The organism is Devosia sp. (assembly GCF_040509215.1).
GTDB lineage: Bacteria > Pseudomonadota > Alphaproteobacteria > Rhizobiales > Devosiaceae > Devosia.
In genome coordinates, this window is the sequence record NZ_JBEVLL010000057.1 from 1 (window position 1) to 15,435 (window position 15,435).

Annotated in this window: 16 protein-coding genes and 1 pseudogene; 5 read left to right on the plus strand and 12 right to left on the minus strand. The window is 62.8% G+C overall.

From position 1 onward, the window contains the following. Positions 1-44: 44 nt before the first annotated feature. From flhA to fliF, 6 genes are all read right to left on the minus strand, one after another. Entirely contained in the window at positions 45-2,201 is a 2,157-nt protein-coding gene (gene flhA, locus ABW043_RS03215) for a flagellar biosynthesis protein FlhA (RefSeq protein WP_353919798.1), read from the minus strand. Between the two features lie 92 nt (positions 2,202-2,293). Further along, positions 2,294-3,661, minus strand: coding sequence for a sigma-54-dependent transcriptional regulator FlbD (gene flbD / locus ABW043_RS03220; RefSeq protein WP_353919799.1), 1,368 nt, complete (start codon positions 3,659-3,661; stop codon positions 2,294-2,296). A gap of 20 nt (positions 3,662-3,681) precedes the next feature. Then, on the minus strand, positions 3,682-3,972 hold the full coding sequence (gene fliN / locus ABW043_RS03225; protein ID WP_353919811.1) for a flagellar motor switch protein FliN: 291 nt from the start codon (positions 3,970-3,972) through the stop codon (positions 3,682-3,684). Between the two features lie 56 nt (positions 3,973-4,028). Further along, positions 4,029-4,712, minus strand: a complete 684-nt coding sequence (locus ABW043_RS03230; protein ID WP_353919800.1) for a FliH/SctL family protein — start codon at positions 4,710-4,712, stop codon at positions 4,029-4,031. Positions 4,713-4,716: 4 nt separating this feature from the next. Next, the gene (fliG, locus tag ABW043_RS03235) at positions 4,717-5,796 is read right to left on the minus strand and encodes a flagellar motor switch protein FliG (protein ID WP_353919801.1); all 1,080 of its coding nucleotides are present in this window, start codon (positions 5,794-5,796) and stop codon (positions 4,717-4,719) included. 6 nt (positions 5,797-5,802) lie between these two features. After that, positions 5,803-7,455: a flagellar basal-body MS-ring/collar protein FliF gene (gene fliF, locus ABW043_RS03240; RefSeq protein WP_353919802.1), complete on the minus strand. Its 1,653-nt coding sequence runs from the start codon at positions 7,453-7,455 to the stop codon at positions 5,803-5,805. A gap of 150 nt (positions 7,456-7,605) precedes the next feature. Between fliF and ABW043_RS03245 the strand changes: the two genes are divergently transcribed. Next, the gene (locus tag ABW043_RS03245; RefSeq protein ID WP_353919803.1) at positions 7,606-8,226 is read left to right on the plus strand and encodes a glutathione S-transferase family protein; all 621 of its coding nucleotides are present in this window, start codon (positions 7,606-7,608) and stop codon (positions 8,224-8,226) included. A 215-nt stretch (positions 8,227-8,441) separates the two neighbouring features. Here the strand turns inward: ABW043_RS03245 and sciP are convergent, their stop codons facing one another. After that, a complete protein-coding gene (gene sciP / locus ABW043_RS03250; protein WP_035085775.1) occupies positions 8,442-8,720 on the minus strand; it encodes a CtrA inhibitor SciP in 279 nt (92 codons plus the stop codon). A 130-nt stretch (positions 8,721-8,850) separates the two neighbouring features. Then, the gene (locus ABW043_RS03255; RefSeq protein ID WP_353919804.1) at positions 8,851-9,447 is read right to left on the minus strand and encodes a TetR/AcrR family transcriptional regulator; all 597 of its coding nucleotides are present in this window, start codon (positions 9,445-9,447) and stop codon (positions 8,851-8,853) included. A gap of 83 nt (positions 9,448-9,530) precedes the next feature. Here ABW043_RS03255 and ABW043_RS03260 point away from each other — a divergent pair, with 83 nt between their 5' ends. Beyond that, complete coding sequence (locus ABW043_RS03260) at positions 9,531-10,454, plus strand: oxidoreductase (RefSeq protein ID WP_353919805.1); 924 nt, start codon at positions 9,531-9,533, stop codon at positions 10,452-10,454. 10 nt (positions 10,455-10,464) lie between these two features. Here ABW043_RS03260 and ABW043_RS03265 read toward each other — a convergent pair whose 3' ends face one another. Beyond that, positions 10,465-11,166 (minus strand): flagellar hook assembly protein FlgD, encoded by a 702-nt coding sequence (locus ABW043_RS03265; protein WP_353919806.1) that lies wholly within the window; start codon positions 11,164-11,166, stop codon positions 10,465-10,467. 12 nt (positions 11,167-11,178) lie between these two features. After that, positions 11,179-12,597, minus strand: coding sequence for a flagellar hook-length control protein FliK (locus tag ABW043_RS03270; RefSeq protein ID WP_353919807.1), 1,419 nt, complete (start codon positions 12,595-12,597; stop codon positions 11,179-11,181). Between the two features lie 282 nt (positions 12,598-12,879). Between ABW043_RS03270 and mnmA the strand changes: the two genes are divergently transcribed. After that, on the plus strand, positions 12,880-14,031 hold the full coding sequence (gene mnmA / locus ABW043_RS03275; RefSeq protein ID WP_353919808.1) for a tRNA 2-thiouridine(34) synthase MnmA: 1,152 nt from the start codon (positions 12,880-12,882) through the stop codon (positions 14,029-14,031). Here mnmA and ABW043_RS03280 read toward each other — a convergent pair. After that, positions 14,028-14,273 (minus strand): hypothetical protein, encoded by a 246-nt coding sequence (locus ABW043_RS03280; protein ID WP_353919809.1) that lies wholly within the window; start codon positions 14,271-14,273, stop codon positions 14,028-14,030. The genes mnmA and ABW043_RS03280 overlap by 4 nt on opposite strands. 57 nt (positions 14,274-14,330) lie before the next feature. Further along, positions 14,331-14,504, minus strand: coding sequence for a hypothetical protein (locus ABW043_RS03285; RefSeq protein ID WP_353919810.1), 174 nt, complete (start codon positions 14,502-14,504; stop codon positions 14,331-14,333). Between the two features lie 140 nt (positions 14,505-14,644). Between ABW043_RS03285 and ABW043_RS03290 the strand changes: the two genes are divergently transcribed. Both ABW043_RS03290 and ABW043_RS03295 read left to right on the plus strand, forming a co-directional pair. Then, positions 14,645-15,166, plus strand: coding sequence for an RNA polymerase sigma factor (locus ABW043_RS03290; protein WP_295416238.1), 522 nt, complete (start codon positions 14,645-14,647; stop codon positions 15,164-15,166). Beyond that, a pseudogene (locus ABW043_RS03295) lies at positions 15,163-15,435 on the plus strand (hypothetical protein); the annotation flags it as partial. The gene ABW043_RS03290 and the pseudogene ABW043_RS03295, both read left to right, overlap by 4 nt.

Here is a 15,435-nt window from a genome sequence, read left to right on the forward strand (position 1 = left end):
AACCAGTGGTTCGCCCTTTCGCATTCCTGATGTTGCCGGGAAGCCTAGATGGCACCCACCGTCTTGAGGCGGACGCGCGGGTGAACCTCGTTCTGGCTCATCACCACCGTCTGCGGACGGAAGCGCTCGATGATGGCGCGGACATGCGGACGGATCGAGGGTGAGGTGATCATCACCGGCAATTCGCCCTGCTGGGCCGCCTTTTCGAAAGCCTGACCCACCGACATGATGAACTGCTGGAGCCGGCTCGGCGCCATGGCCAGGTGCCGGTGTTCGCCTTCGCCAACCATGGCTTCGGCAAAGTCGCGTTCCCATTGCGGGGAGAGCGTGAGCAGCGGCAGGTTGCCGTCCTGGCCGAGATTGGCAGCGCAGATCTGGCGGGCAAGGCGGCTGCGCACATGCTCGGTGATCGCCTGGATCGAACGGCCGGGCGCGGCGACTTCGGCAATGCCTTCGAGGATGGTCGAGAGATCGCGGATCGAGATGCGTTCGGTGAGAAGAGCCTGCAGCACGCGCTGCACGCCCGACACCGAAATCTGGCTCGGGATGATGTCTTCGACGAGCTTCTGCTGATCCTTGGGCAGGCCCGAAAGCAGGGTCTGCACATTGGCGTAGCTCAAAAGCTCGGCGACGTTTGCCTTGAGCACTTCGGTCAGGTGCGTCGAGATGACGGTCGAGGGGTCGATGATCGAGAGGCCGCGCAGTTCGGCTTCGTCGCGCAGGGCCGGGTCGATCCAGGTTGCCGGCAGGCCGAAGGTCGGTTCGGTCGTCTGGTTGCCCGGCAGGTCGATCGGATTGCCATAGGGGTCCATGACCATCAGGAGGTTGGCGTGGATCTGGCCGTGGGCGGCCTCCACTTCCTTGATGCGGACCTTATAGTCGTTGGGCTCAAGCTGCATGTTGTCGAGAATGCGGACCGGCGGCATGACGAAGCCCAGTTCAAGGGCCAGCTGACGACGCAGGGCCTTGATCTGCTCGGTGAGGCGGTCGGTGCCGGTTTCGTCTTCCTTGACGAGGCCAAGGAGGCCATAGCCGAGTTCGAGCTTGAGATCGTCGATCTTGAGGCTGTCGCTGATCGGGGGTTCGCCAGACGGCGCGGCGCCGGGCATGCCCGGAGCGCCCTGGGGTGCCTTGGCGGCAGCGTCGGCCACGGTCTTGGCGCGTTCCACCACTTCACGGGCAGCCTTGCTCTTCGAGGCGCGGAATGCGGCATAGCCAACGCCACCCGACAGGGCGAGGAAGGGCAGGAGCGGCATGCCGGGCAGGAGAGCGAGGCCAGCCATCACGGCCGAGGCCATGCCCAGGGCCTTGGGATAGCCGCTGAACTGAGCGGTCAGTGCCTTGTCGGCTGCGCCGGTCACGCCGGACTTCGACACGAGGATACCGGCTGCGGTCGAAACGATCAGCGCCGGGATCTGGGAGACGAGACCGTCGCCGATCGTCAGGAGCGTATAGACGCTGCCGGCTTCGGCGGGGGAAAGGCCTTCCTGCATGATGCCGATGGCCATGCCAGCGGCGATGTTGATGAAGGTGATGATGAGGCCGGCGATGGCGTCGCCGCGCACGAACTTGGACGCACCGTCCATGTTACCGAAGAAGGCGCTTTCGCCTTCGAGTTCGGCACGGCGGCGCTTGGCGGTGTCTTCGTCGATGAGGCCCGCCGAAAGATCGGCGTCGATGGCCATCTGCTTGCCGGGCATGGCGTCGAGGCTGAAACGCGCCGCGACTTCAGCGATACGACCGGAACCCTTGGTGATGACGATGAAGTTCACGATCACGAGGATGATGAAGATCACGGTACCGATGACGAAATTGCCGCGCGTCACGAAGTTGCCGAAGGCCTCGATGACGTGACCGGCAGCGGCGGGGCCGTTGTGGCCTTCCGACAGGATCAGACGCGTCGTGGCGAGGTTGAGGCCCAGTCGCAACATGGTGGCGATCAGCAGGACCGTCGGGAAGGACGAGAATTCCAGCGGCTTCTGGATGAACAGCGATGTCATCAGGATCATCACCGAGAAGACGATCGAGATGGCGAGCAGGCCGTCGACCAGCAGGGCCGGCAGCGGCACGATGAGGATGATGATCAGCCCCATCACGCCGGTGGCCAGCGCGATATCGCCCGAGCGCAGCGTATCCAGCACCGCCATCGGCGTTGGCAGCTTGAAGTTGAAGCGAGACGGGGAAGAAGAAATATCGGTCATCGTGCCGGTCCTATGGCCTCAGGCCAAAGTCGAAAACCCCTCGCCCGGGACGGGAGAGGGGGAGATCAGGGTTTGCTGAGCGAGGCGGTCGCTCAAGCCACGTTCCGCCGTTCGCCGGGATCAGGAATGCTGAGCCCTTCATCGGAATACTGGTTGAGCTTGTTGCGCAGGGTACGGATCGAGATACCGAGGATATTGGCCGCGTGCGTGCGGTTGCCCCAGGTATGGTCGAGCGTGTCGAGGATCAGTTCGCGCTCCACATCGGCCACGGTCCGGCCGACAAGGGCGCGAGACATGGCTTCGGCGGTTTCGGCCAGCAGGTGAGCCGGCGAATTGGTGCGCGCGGCTTCGTTGAGGCCCATGCCGTCGGGCAGCACAATGGCTTCCGAACCGATCATGGTGCCGGTGGCCAGCAGGACCGCGCGATGCAGGGTGTTTTCGAGTTCACGCACATTGCCCGGCCAGGGAGCATGGAGCAGGGCCGTGCGCGCGTCTTCGGAGAGTTCGCGCTTTGGCAGGCCATTGGCCTTGGCATATTTGGCAACGAAATGATCGGCCAGGGCCACGATGTCGCCCGGACGCTCGCGCAGGGCCGGGAGTTTCAGGTTGACCACGTTGAGGCGGAACAGCAGGTCTTCGCGGAACGAGCCTTCACGCACCGCTTCGGTCAGGTTGCGGTTCGAGGTGGCGAGAATGCGGATATCGACCGGCACGGGCTTGGTGCCGCCGACGCGGTCGATGACGCGCTCCTGGATGGCGCGCAGCAGCTTTGCCTGCAGGCGCACATCCATTTCCGAAATTTCGTCGAGCAGCAGCGTGCCGCCCGTTGCTTCCTCGAACTTGCCGACGCGGCGGGCGATGGCGCCGGTGAAGGCACCCTTCTCGTGGCCGAAAAGTTCGGATTCAAGCAGCGCTTCGGGAATGGCGGCGCAGTTGACCGAGATGAAAGGCTTGTTGGCGCGCTTGGAGCGCGAGTGCACGAAACGGGCGACGACTTCCTTGCCGGTGCCGCTCTCGCCGGTGATCAGGATCGAGGCCTCGGAGGCCGCAACCTGCTCGGCCATCTTGACGACGCGCTGCATAGCCGGGTCGCGGAAGAGGAAATCTTCGCTGTCACGGGAGACGGCCTGGATGACGGCGGCGATCAGCGTCGCGTCGGGGGGCAGGGGGATGTATTCCTTGGCGCCGGCGCGGATGGCGTTGACGGCGGCAGCGGCATTGGTCTCAACGCCACAGGCAACCACGGGAATGGCAATGCGCTCGGCTTCGAGCGCCGCGATAAGGCCTGCTATGTCCATCATCACGTCAACCAGCAGCAGGTCGGCGCCGCGGCCGGTGCGAAGCGAGGCCATGGCAATATCGATGCTGGGGGCGTGAGCGACCTTGGCGCCGCCGTCCATGGCCATTTTGGTGGCCTGGCTCAGTTGACCTTCGAGGGCTCCGACGATGAGGAGACGCATAGCAGTCACTCCCGTTCTTATTATTGGGGCTTGATGATCTCGGTCATGGTGACGCCGAGCCTGTTTTCCACCAGCACGATTTCGCCACGCGCCACGAGGCGGTCGTTGACGTAGATTTCGACGGCTTCACCGACCTGTCGGTCGAGTTCGACCACGGTGCCAGTGTTGAGCTTGAGGAGGCTTGCGACCGGCATCTTGGTGCGGCCGAGCACGACCGATACCCGCACGGGCACGTCGAACACGGCTTCGAGGTCGTCCGCGGTGCGCTCGATATAGGCCTCCGCGCGGCTGTCGGAGCCGAGGTCGGGCATGTCGGCTGCGCCGAAGTCTTCCATTTCTGCTGCGTCGGTCTGAGGATCGGTCGGGTTCATTCACCGCTCTCCTTGGCTATATGTGATCCGGCCTTGTTCGCCTTGGCAGCGAGATAGGCGGTGATTGTCTCATCGATCTCGGCATCGAGCCCGTTGGCGTCCCGGATGAGACCTCCATCGACCCATTCGAGCCTGCCGTCGCCGAGACGGATATCTGGTTCGCCCATCACCACCAGACGTCCGGCATAACCGGAGGTGGCGATCTGGGCCGTGGCGATGTCGCGGATCTGGTCGGCCAGATCGGCGTGGCAGCGGATCACCAGATGCGGCACGCCCGAAAGGCTGGGCATGCATTCGGCGATCAGTGCTTCGAGTTCGGCAGTCGGCTCGCGGCCGACGAGATGGAAAGCCAGCTTGCGGCCGACGCTCACGGCAAGGTCCACGGCGTGCTTGTGGCTTTCGGCGCGCGCGTCATCGAGCGCGGCGGTCATGCTCGCGGCATGAGCGGCCAGCGTTCCGGCGGCGGCAGCAATGGTTTGGCTCGCCATCGAGGTGGCGTTGCCTTCGCCTGCGACCAGACCTTCGGCATAGCCTTCTTCGCGGGCTTCGCGCACGAGGCGCTCGACCACGTCCTCGGCAATGCCGGCCGGCTCGGGCGGCAGGTCCGGCATGACCGAATGGGGCAGGGCCGGGTGGTCGGCCAGATCGAGATCGAAGGTGAAACGGGCAAGGGCGGCCATGGCGTCAACCGATCATCTGGTCGTCGCCCTTGGACTTGACGATGAGGATTTCCCCCTTCGCCGCCAGGTCCTTGGCAACCGACACCATGCGCGCCTGGGCTTCGTCCACGTCCTTGAGGCGGACAGGGCCCATGGCCATCATGTCGTCCTGCATCAGCTTGGCCGCGCGGGTCGACATGTTCTTGAGGAAGAAGTCCTTGATCTCTTCGTTGGCGCCCTTGAGGCAGAGGGCCAGCTCGCGCTTGTCGACGCGGCCGAGCAGGGTCTGGATCGCCGACATGTCGAGCTTGGCCAGATCTTCGAAGGTGAACATGAGCGACTTGATGCGCTCGGCGTCTTCCCGGCTTTTTTCCTCGAGGCTGGTGATGAAGCGCGCTTCGGTCTGACGGTCGAAGGTGTTGAAGATTTCGGCCATCAGTTCGTGGCTGTCGCGGCGCTTGGAGGTGTTGAGCGTCGAGATGAATTCGGTGCGCAGCGTCTGCTCGACCTTTTCGAGAATTTCCTTCTGCACCACGTCTAGGCCGAGCATGCGCTGCACCACTTCCATGGCCAGTTCCTCGGGCAGCGAGGCGAGCACGTCGGAGGCGTGTTCCGGCGCGATCTTGGAAAGGATCACGGCAACGGTCTGCGGATACTCGTTCTTGAGATAGGCGGCGAGAACGTCGGCCTGCACGTTGGAGAGTTTTTCCCACATGTTGCGGCCGGCCGGGCCACGGATTTCTTCCATGATCGCGTCGACGCGGTCGGCGGGCAGGAAGCTCAGCAGCAGGCGTTCGGTCGAGTCCGAATTGCCCGCCACATTGCCGTTCGAGGCGATGTTGGTGACAAATTCGGCCATCAGTTCGTCGAGCATGGCCGGGGTGATCGGGCCGAGCTTGACCATGGCGCGCGAGAGCGTCTTGATCTCGTGTTCGTCGAGTTCTTCAAAGATCGGCTTGCCGTGATCGGGGCCGAGCGCCAGCATCAGGGCCGCCGCTTTTTCGTCGCCCTTGAGGGCACGGTAGTTCGAGGCGCCGCCGATTTTGAGCTGGGGGCCGCCTGAGCGGGCTTCCGGGGTCTCGATGGCTTGAGCAACTAGGGCCATGTCAGATCACGCTGCGTTGGAGAGCCAGCCGCGCACGATCAGCGCTGCTTGCTTGGGATTTTCTTCGACAAGGGAACCGACCGACTTGAGCTGCTGAAGCTGCTGTTCGCCGAGCGCCTTGGCGTCTTCGATCCAGTCGTGGTTGGCGAGGGCGGCCCGGGCCGCGTCGCTCATTGGCTCGCCCGTTATGCTGGTGATGACATTGCCTTCGGCATCGAGCGTCGTGCCCTGGCCCAGTTCCACGGCGGCCGGCAGGGCCAGCGGTTCGGGTTCGGGGCTGATGACCTTCTTGAGCAGCGGACGCAGCACGAAGAACAGCAGAGCCAGTGCGATGAGCAGGGTCACGGCCATTTCCGCGCCGTTCATCAGGTCGTCGCGGGTGAAGTCGAGGAGACCGCCTGCCTGGTCGGTGCCGGGCGGAGCAAGCTCGGGACGTTCGGCGAACTGCATGTTGACGACTTCGACATTGTCGCCGCGTTCCGCGGAGTAGCCAACGGCCGAGCGGACCAGCGTCAGGATCTGGGCGATCTCGTCGGCGGAACGCGCGGTGTAGGTCATGTTGCCGGCGCCGTCGTCGGCATAGGTGCCATCGACAACCACGGCGACCGACAGGCGCTTGAGCGCACCGGCTTCGGTCACGGCCGTCTGGGTCTTCTTGGAAATCTCGTAGTTGACGACTTCCTCGGTCGAATTGCCCTGTTCGGTATTGCCGTTGGTAGCCCCGTCGCCGCTGGCGCCCGGCAGTTCGTTGGCGACGGTCACCTGGCCGGCGGCAGCGCCGGACTGGTTCTGGGCTTCACGGGTCTGGGTCGAACGCACGACCTGGCCTTCGGGGTCGAAGGTTTCTTCAGTCACGGTCGAGCGGTTGAAGTCCATCTCGGCGGAGATTTCGACGCGGGCCCGGCCGGCGCCGACCACATTGGCCAGCATGTCTTCGACGCGGGTGCGGATGCGGTTCTCAAAGGCCAGCGAGCGTTCTTCGGCCTGGCCGGACATGGCGCCGAGGCCATCATCTTCGGTGCCCGAAGCGAGAAGGTTGCCGGCATCATCGACGATCGAGACGCGCTGGGGGCTCAGGCCCTCGATGGCCGAGGCCACGAGGTGCTGGATAGCGCGGATTTCGCCGTTGGACAGTGCGCCGCGCACGGACAGCACGATGGACGCCGATGGGTCCTTGCGTTCGCGGCGGAAAAGTTCGCGCTCGGGCAGCACGAGGTGGACGCGGGCCCCCTTGATGCGGGCGAGCGAGGAAATGGTGCGGGCCAGTTCGCCTTCGAGAGCGCGAACATTGTTGATGTTCTGCACAAAGCTCGTGGCGCCCAGGGTCGACTGCTGGTCGAAGATTTCATAGCCGACCTGGCCCTTGCTCGGCAGGCCTTCACCGGCGAGGTTCATGCGCAGCGTGGTGATCTGGTCGCGGGGCACGAGAATGGTGTCGCCGTCGCCGCGCAGTTCGAAGGGCACGTTGGCCGTTTCGAGCTGGGAGATGATAGCCGAGGAGTCTTCGAGGCTGAGGCCACTATAGAGCGGGGAAAGGTTCGGGGTCTGGGCTCGCATCATCAGGAAGACGAAGAAGCCCATGATCAGGACGGCCACCGTCGCCATGGCGGCGATGCGAGGCATGCCGATGCGATTGATGAGAGTAGTTAGACTTTCCACGCTGTCACTCGAGTTTGGTCAAGTGCAATCGTCGGAGCCCCCGTCGACCGCTGGGCAAAAATTACCCATCAGATGGTAAACAATCTCTTAACCACTCGCCCGAAAACGAAAAATCAGGCAAAAACTGCCTAGTCGACTCAGGAGTGAAAAATGGTTCGGGTGCTCGGGCGCGTAACCTCGATCAATGTGCGCAAAGTACTGTGGGCACTGGACGAATTGGGAATTTCCTACGAGCGGGAAGACTGGGGATTGCCGCTGCGCGACCCGAATGACCCCGCGTTTCTGGCTCTTAACCCCAATGCCCAGGTGCCCGTCTTCGTGGAAGATGACGGAAGCGTCCTTTGGGAGAGCAATGCCATCCTGATCTACCTCGCCCAGACCCGTTCTGCGCTCCTTCCCCAGGCGCCACGGGCGCTTGGGCTCGCATTGCAGTGGTTCACCTGGCAGGCAACCGAGCTCAATCCGCCCTGGGGTTATGCGCTCAACGCATTGGTCCGGAAGCGTCCCGGTTACAACGACCCGGCAAAAATTGCCGAATCAATCGCCACCTGGACTGCGCGAATGGAGCTGCTCGAGGCAGAGCTGGGGAAGGGGAATGCCTTCATCGCTGGCGAGGAATTCAGCATCGCCGATATCGTGCTGGCTCTATCGGTCCATCGCTGGTTCATCGTGCCCTTCGACCACAAGCCGATGCCGCATGTGCAGGCCTATTACGAGCGCCTGAAGCAACGCCCCGCCGGCGCGCGCTGGATGCCGGACGACATGGTCTAGATTTTTGGGCTGTTGTAGCGGTCAGGGCCATCCAATCCACGGCGTCATTCCCGCGAAAGCGGGAATCCCTCTTTGAAACGAAGATCTTCGCTTTCGCGGGGATGACACGGTGAGGGTGGGCGGACCACGCAGCTCTGGGCAACCCAGCGCCAAAACGCGCAAAACCCCCAGGGCCTCAGGCCGTGGGGGCTACGCTATAGTCGTGACCCAAGATTTCAGCCCTCTCGGTAGTGCTGAATCCAGGTTGTCCGCAATCCGGCAAGGCCATGTTTGTCGATGGCAGCCTGCCAGTTAAGAAACTCATCGACGCTGAGCGTATAGCGCTCGCAAGCCTCTTCGAGGCTCAGGAGACCACCACGCACGGCGGCAACAACTTCCGCCTTGCGGCGAATTACCCAACGACGGGTATTGGCGGGAGGCAGATCCGCAATGGTGAGCGGGCTACCGTCCGGACCGATAACGTACTTTACGCGAGGACGCATCTGTACGGTCATTTTACTCTCTACTCAACCTGACCATATGACCAAGAGAGTAGGACGGTGACCTTAAGATACCGCTAAAAGGAAACTTACAACCGGTTAAGAATACGACGGAAAATCAATCAATTGAACCGTCATCGGGACTTCATGTCTGCCGCGTTAGCTGTTCCAGCGCGTCAAAGCTTTCCTCGAGCAAAGTACCCAGCGAGCGCCTTCCTTCTTCCCGGCTGAACGTATCGAGCGAGAGACGCACCGTGGCGATGGCGAATGACGCCAGTAGCCGCATCTGCGGTTCGGGCTCGTCCGGCCAATGCTCGCGCAGCGCGGTGAACACCATGGCCTCATCCCGGATATAGCTTGCCTGCTTGCGAGCCTGCACCGTCTCGCTCGATCGCATCAGCCTGTCGATGGCGAGGAGGCTCTCTGGAGAGTAGGGCGCGACCAAGCCCAGCATAGCGGCGCGCAAGGCTGCCAGTGGGCGCCTGTCGATGGGCTGGGCCCGGAGCGCTGCCGAAAGCTGTTCCCCAAGGCCGGCCTGCATCGAGATGAGGATCTCGTCCTTGGATTTGAAATAGTGAAAAAACGTCCGGCGCGAAATGGCGGCCTCGGCGGCGATGGCGTCCAGTGTCGTTGCTTCATAGCCATTGGTGCCGAACAGCTTCAGTCCGGCATCGACGATGCGTTGCCGGGTCTCGCGCCGCTTCTTCTCCCGCACGCCCTCCTCGTCACCCATCGTCGTCATTGCGCAAGCCTCTTGAAATTTCTGCACTCGGTGCAATATATATTTTTGCACTGGGTGCATAATTGCAAGGAAGGACGCGTCCGATGGAAAAGTGGACTGTTAGAGATATCCCCCCACAACAGGGCCGGTCGGTCGTCGTCACCGGCACGGGCGGCCTCGGCTATGAAGATGCGCTGGCGCTGGCGCGCTCCGGCGCCACTGTCATCATTGCCGGCCGCAATCCGCAAAAGGGTGCGGAGGCCGTCGCCAACATACGTGAGGCTATCCCTACCGCCGCGGTCCGCTTCGAGCAGCTCGATCTCGCTAGCCTCCGATCCGTCGAGGATTTCGCCACGCGCCTCAAAGGCCAATTGGATGGCCTCGATGTCCTGATCAACAATGCGGGGGTCATGGTGCCGCCCGAAAGGCAGGAGACCGCAGACGGTTTCGAGCTGCAGTTCGGCACCAATTATCTCGGCCATTTCGCACTCACGGCGCATGTATTGCCGCTCCTGCGGCGCGGAAAGGAAGCTCGTGTGGTCACCCTGTCGAGCGTTGCTGCCCGTCAGGGAAAGATCGATTTCGAGGACCTGCAAAGTCGCAAGACCTATAAACCCATGCAGGCCTATAGCCAATCCAAGCTCGCCTGCCTGATGTTTGCCTTCGAGCTGCAGCGCCAAAGCACCGCACAGGGCTGGGACCTGACGAGCCTTGGGGCCCATCCCGGCGTTTCGCGCACCGAGCTTTTGCACAATGCGCCGGGCCGAGGCAGCCTGATGAGTGCTGCACGCTCCGCCCTGTGGTTTGTCTTCCAGCCGGCCGCGCAGGGCGCCTTGCCGACCCTTTATGCCGCAACGGCGCCAGACATCGCGCCGGGCGCCTATTATGGCCCGCATGCGCTCAGCGAAACCCGCGGCTATCCCTCGCTCTCGAAGGTGCCGGCGTTGGCGGCGGACGAGGTCGTCGCCCGGCGCCTATGGGAGATATCCGAACAGTTAGCTGGCCTTAAGGTGACGGCCGAGGCGTGAGACTGTCGCCTCAGGCCTTGGTGTCGTCGTCCTTGCCGGGGGTCGTGGGCGCATCGGGGATACGGACTTCCGAAACGTCGCTCAGCGGCACCTTGGCGGCGCCAACGGTGACCATGGGCGTGCCGCTCGAGAAGTCGACGGCGCTGACAATGCCGATGGACGAGGTCGTGACCTTGACGGCCTTGCCCGACAGGTTCGTGCCTTCGATGCTCATCGTATAGAGACCATCCGGCTGGGGCTGGCCATCCGAAGAGATGCCGTCCCAGGCGAAGGTGCCGGCGCCCATGTTGAGCGAGCCGTTCTGGGTATAGACCACGTCGCCCGAAGCGTTCTTGATGGTGATGGTGGCATTGGCCACGTTCGCCTCGGCATTGTAGCCCCACATGGCGTTGGTGCCGCTGAGCTGGGTGGTCTTGCCCGAAACGGTGACCTGCTTGCCGATATAGCCCACAGCGTCCATGCGGCCGGCCGTCTGGGTCGAGGCCAGAAGGCTTTCAAGGAACGTGTTGGTCTTGAGCTGCTGCTCGACGCCGGTGAACTGCACGAGCTGCTGGGTAAACTGATTGGTATCCAGCGGATCGAGCGGGTTCTGGTTCTTGAGCTGCGTGGTCAGGATCGACAGGAAGGTGTCGAAATTCTGCGCGATCGTCTGGCGCGAAGAGTTGAGCGAGCTGTTACTTGCTGAGGACGATCCGGAAACGCCGTCGACCATGATAAAACGTCCTTATGCCAGGATATTGAGGCCGCTCGCCTGGAGCGCGCCGCGATAAAGGGTGATGGCGGGGGCGGAGACTTCTGTCTCCTCTTGGCTATCCTGGCTGTTACCCGACCCGCTGCGCTCATCGCCCGAACGCTGGTTCTGATCACCGGCGAAGGGGTTTTGCTTGAGCGAGAATTCGAGATTGGTTTTGCTCTGATCGAGACCGGCCTGCTGCAGCGCCTTTTCCAGCGCGCGCTGGTCGCGCTGCATCAGGTCGAGCGTTTCGGCCTTTTCAACCGTCAGCCGGGCATGAACCTGACCATTGCTGTCGATCTCGAGCTTGACGTCGATGCGCCCCAGTTCCGCCGGGTCGAGCCGGATCTGGAAGCGGGTATTGCCGTCTGTCACCTGGCGCGACAGCTCGAAAGCGATCTGCGGCAGGTTCAATTGCTGCTGGCTCGTCTGGTAGCCTGTCTGCACCACGCGCGGCGTCGTTGCCGCATCGAGCTTCTGGGGCGCATCGGCCTGCGCCGCGGCGGGCGCGGCCGGGGTCAGATTGAGATTATTGTCCTGGCCGCCATTGGGGCGGGCCGCCTGGGCCTGGTTGTTCGGGCCCTTGTTCTGGTTGGCTTCCGCCGGCTCGCCCGATTTGGCCTCGGCCTTGCGCTCGAGGCTTTCCGGCTCGACCTTGAGCTCGGGTTCGCTCACTTCCAGCTTGGGCTCGGTGGCGGCAGTCTTTGCTGCCAGTACCGGCTCGGGCATCTTGAGCTGGGCCGAAGCCAGCTCCGGTTCCGCCGGAATAGCCTTGGCGAAGTCGCCGAGCCCGTCCATCAGCTTGGCAAGGCTTGCCTCGGCATTGGCGTCGAGCGTCAGCCCGGCCGCGCCGAGGCGCTCGCCCAGCCAGCCATTGAGCTTGGCCGTCAGTTCGGCTTCCCCGCCGCCCTCGGCAGCAACATTCTTGGCGAGAGCTGCCAACTGCTGCATGAGCGTTGCGACGTCCATGCCCAGCAATTGCGAAAGTTCGCCGATCGCGTCCTTGATGTCCTCAAGCGCAGCCGGGTCGACAAGATCGCCTTCGCCCGCTTCGCCATCCGTCGCGCCTTCGGTCGTCAGGCCGAGCGCAGCAAGCGCCGCCAGCAGCGAGTCGGCCAGCGATGTGGTGCTGGTTTCGTCGCCGGTTTCCTTCTCGGTATTCTCGTCGGTCGGCGCAGTTGCAGCAGCGGCTTCCGTGGTCTCGGGTTTATCGGCAGGCGCAGCCTCGGCCTGTGCCGGCTGGGCATCACTGCTCGGCGCCGCCGGCGCATCATTGCGCTTGGGCGGGGTCGCCGGAGCGTCGAGAAGGCGCGCGAACTGGTCGTCATTGTTGGATTTGACGGGCGGCTGCATCGGCTTTGCGGCGGAGCCGATAGCCGAGACCAAAAGATTTGCCAGTTGTGAAGCCACGATTGCGCCTCTTCGAACACGAAAGAACTCCTGACGGACAATGCAAGAGCCTTGCCAACTCGCCTCCACCCTTTGAAATGCCTTTGTTTTCAGGCTCCTAACGGGCCGCTCGCCCTGCCGGGATCCACGCCGTCCGCCTGTCCTCCGGTGCCCTTTGGGTCAGTTTCGCCCTCAACCCGGCAATTCCTGCCGGGCAGGGCAATTGCCAGAATTGCGCAATGGCGGTATGACGCGCCCTCACACTTATCCGTTGGCCCTTGAACCCATCCGGATTGGAAAGACATGTTGAATTCGCTTGATATCGCCAAGCGTCCCGAGGACACGCGCGTTGTTGTCGCTATGTCCGGGGGCGTCGACTCCTCCGTCGTTGCCGGTGTACTCGCCCGAGAGGGCTATGAAGTCATCGGCGTCACCCTGCAGCTTTACGATCACGGTGAAGCCACGCACCGCAAGGGCGCGTGCTGCGCCGGCCAGGATATTCACGACGCCCGCCGCGTCGCGGCCAAGCTCGGTATTCCGCACTATGTGCTCGACTATGAAGAGCGCTTCAAAGCCTCGGTGATCGAGCCTTTCGCCAATGCCTACCAGCAGGGCGAAACCCCGGTGCCGTGCATTGCCTGCAACCAGTCGGTAAAATTCGTCGACCTGATGACCGTTGCCCGCGATCTTGGCGCCGACGTTCTGGCCACGGGCCACTATGTGCAGACGCGCCTCCTCGAAGACGGTCGCCGCCAGCTTTTCCGCCCGGTCGACAGCGATAGGGACCAGACCTATTTTCTCTTCGCCACCACCCAGCAGCAGCTCGATTTTCTGCGCTTCCCGCTTGGCGGCCTGAGCAAGCCCGCCGTTCGTGAGCTTGCCCGCGAATTCGGCCTCGAGATCGCGGAAAAGCACGACAGCCAGGACATCTGCTTCGTGCCGCAGGGCAAGTATGCCGATATCATCCGCAAGATGCATCCCGAGGCGCTGGCCCAGGGCGAGATCGTGCATCTCGACGGTCGCGTGCTCGGCACGCATGAAGGCATCGTCAATTACACCATTGGCCAGCGCAAGGGCCTCGGCGTCGCCGCTGGCGAACCGCTCTATGTGGTCAAGCTCGACCATCGCGCCGGTCGCGTCATCGTCGGCCCGCGCGAAGCGCTCAAGACGCACACGGTGCGCCTCCGCGACGTCAATTGGCTTGGTGCCGTCCCGCTTGCCGAAGCCAGCGCCGGCAATGGCGCCCCGGTCGAAGTAAAAGTCCGCTCAACCCGTGGCCCGCAGCCGGCCGTGATCCAGATGCAGAATGGTGAGGTTTTTGTGACCCTCGTCACTGGCGAATACGGCATCTCGCCGGGTCAGGCTTGTGTCTTCTATGCCGACGACGGCCAGACCGCCGAAGTGCTGGGCGGTGGGTTTATCGCAGAAGCGGTGCCGCAGGCGTTGGTGGCTTAGGCTTTGAGCTCCCAGTACCGCTTTTCTGAAGCTGGAATTGAGGCAAAACGGCCGGTTCGTCTTAGGTCTTGAGCGGCCCAGCGCATGTCGTATTGCCACGTGTAGAACAAGGCGCCCGATGCTCTTAGTTCCGACTCGTGATTAAGCCAGATATGTTTTGCTACATCGACAATTGTTGCTTTGCCGCCAGCACCCTGTACGGCAGAGTAAACCCAATCGCGAAGATCTGCTTTGGTTGCCACGCTAAACTCCTCTTCCCGTAAGAAGATTGGCAGGCAATTTGTAGATTCGCCAGAGATTTACTGCGCCACCTGCTCCGCCGTCGGCTCCTTCGCCGCATTGGCGGCGTCTCGCAGGGCCTGATACTGCCCCAATCCCCCCATCATCATCGATATGGCAATCAGCAGCACGAACGCGCCCATGGCGAGGATGAAGATGCGCGTGCGGTTCAGCTTGAAGGGGCTTTCGGACATGCTCGTCTCCATACAGAAAAATTTCGGCGACGACCAAAGGAATGCAGCGGCACTGGCGTCCTATAGCTAAACTAGCTGCAAAGAGGCTTTCTGTGCAGGCACGATTGGTGGGACTGACTGCCGCATCCATACCCGATCCAATGGCCGCCTTCACCGAGGCGCTGGTTCGGCGCGCCCAGAATGGCGATGCCGAGGCCTTTGCCGAATTGATCGAGGATCAATATGACCGCATCTACCGCACTGCATGGCGCTGGTGCGGCAACGGTCATGACGCCGAAGACATCGCGCAGGACGTCTGCGTTCGCCTCGGAGCAGCGCTGCAATCTTTCGACGGGCGCAGCGCTTTTTCGAGTTGGGTCTATCGCATCACGCTCAATATGGTCCGCGACTGGCAGCGCGCCGGCCGCCGCCGCGGCGCCCACGTGGACGCCTATGCCGAGATCGCGCCGACCGAAGAAGCGCCAAACCAGGAAGACGCGACGACCAGTAGCCAGCTTTGGGCGGCTGTCCGAAACCTTCCCGAAAAGCAGCGCGATGCCGTGCTGCTGGTTTATGCCGAAGAGATGAGTCACGCCCAGGCCGCCGAGATCATGGGGATCAAGGAGGCCACCGTTTCCTTCCACGTTCACGAAGCCCGCAAGACATTGAGGGGGCTCCTATGACCGATCACCGTCCCGATCCGTTCGAAAATTTGGGCCAGTCGCCCGTGCCGCCGCCGCGTGCCAATGCCAAGGCCGCAGCGCTTGCCGCCGCACGCGCCGCTTACGCCGAAGCCGAAACCAAAAAAAACGCGCGCCTGACCCAAGGATCGGATCGCCGCCGCCGTCACATGTCCATCAAAGAAATCCTGAAGGGACTTTCGATCATGGACATCCGCATTCCGCTCGGCACGACCGCCGTGGCCCTGCTGCTCCTGCCGCTCGGCTACCAG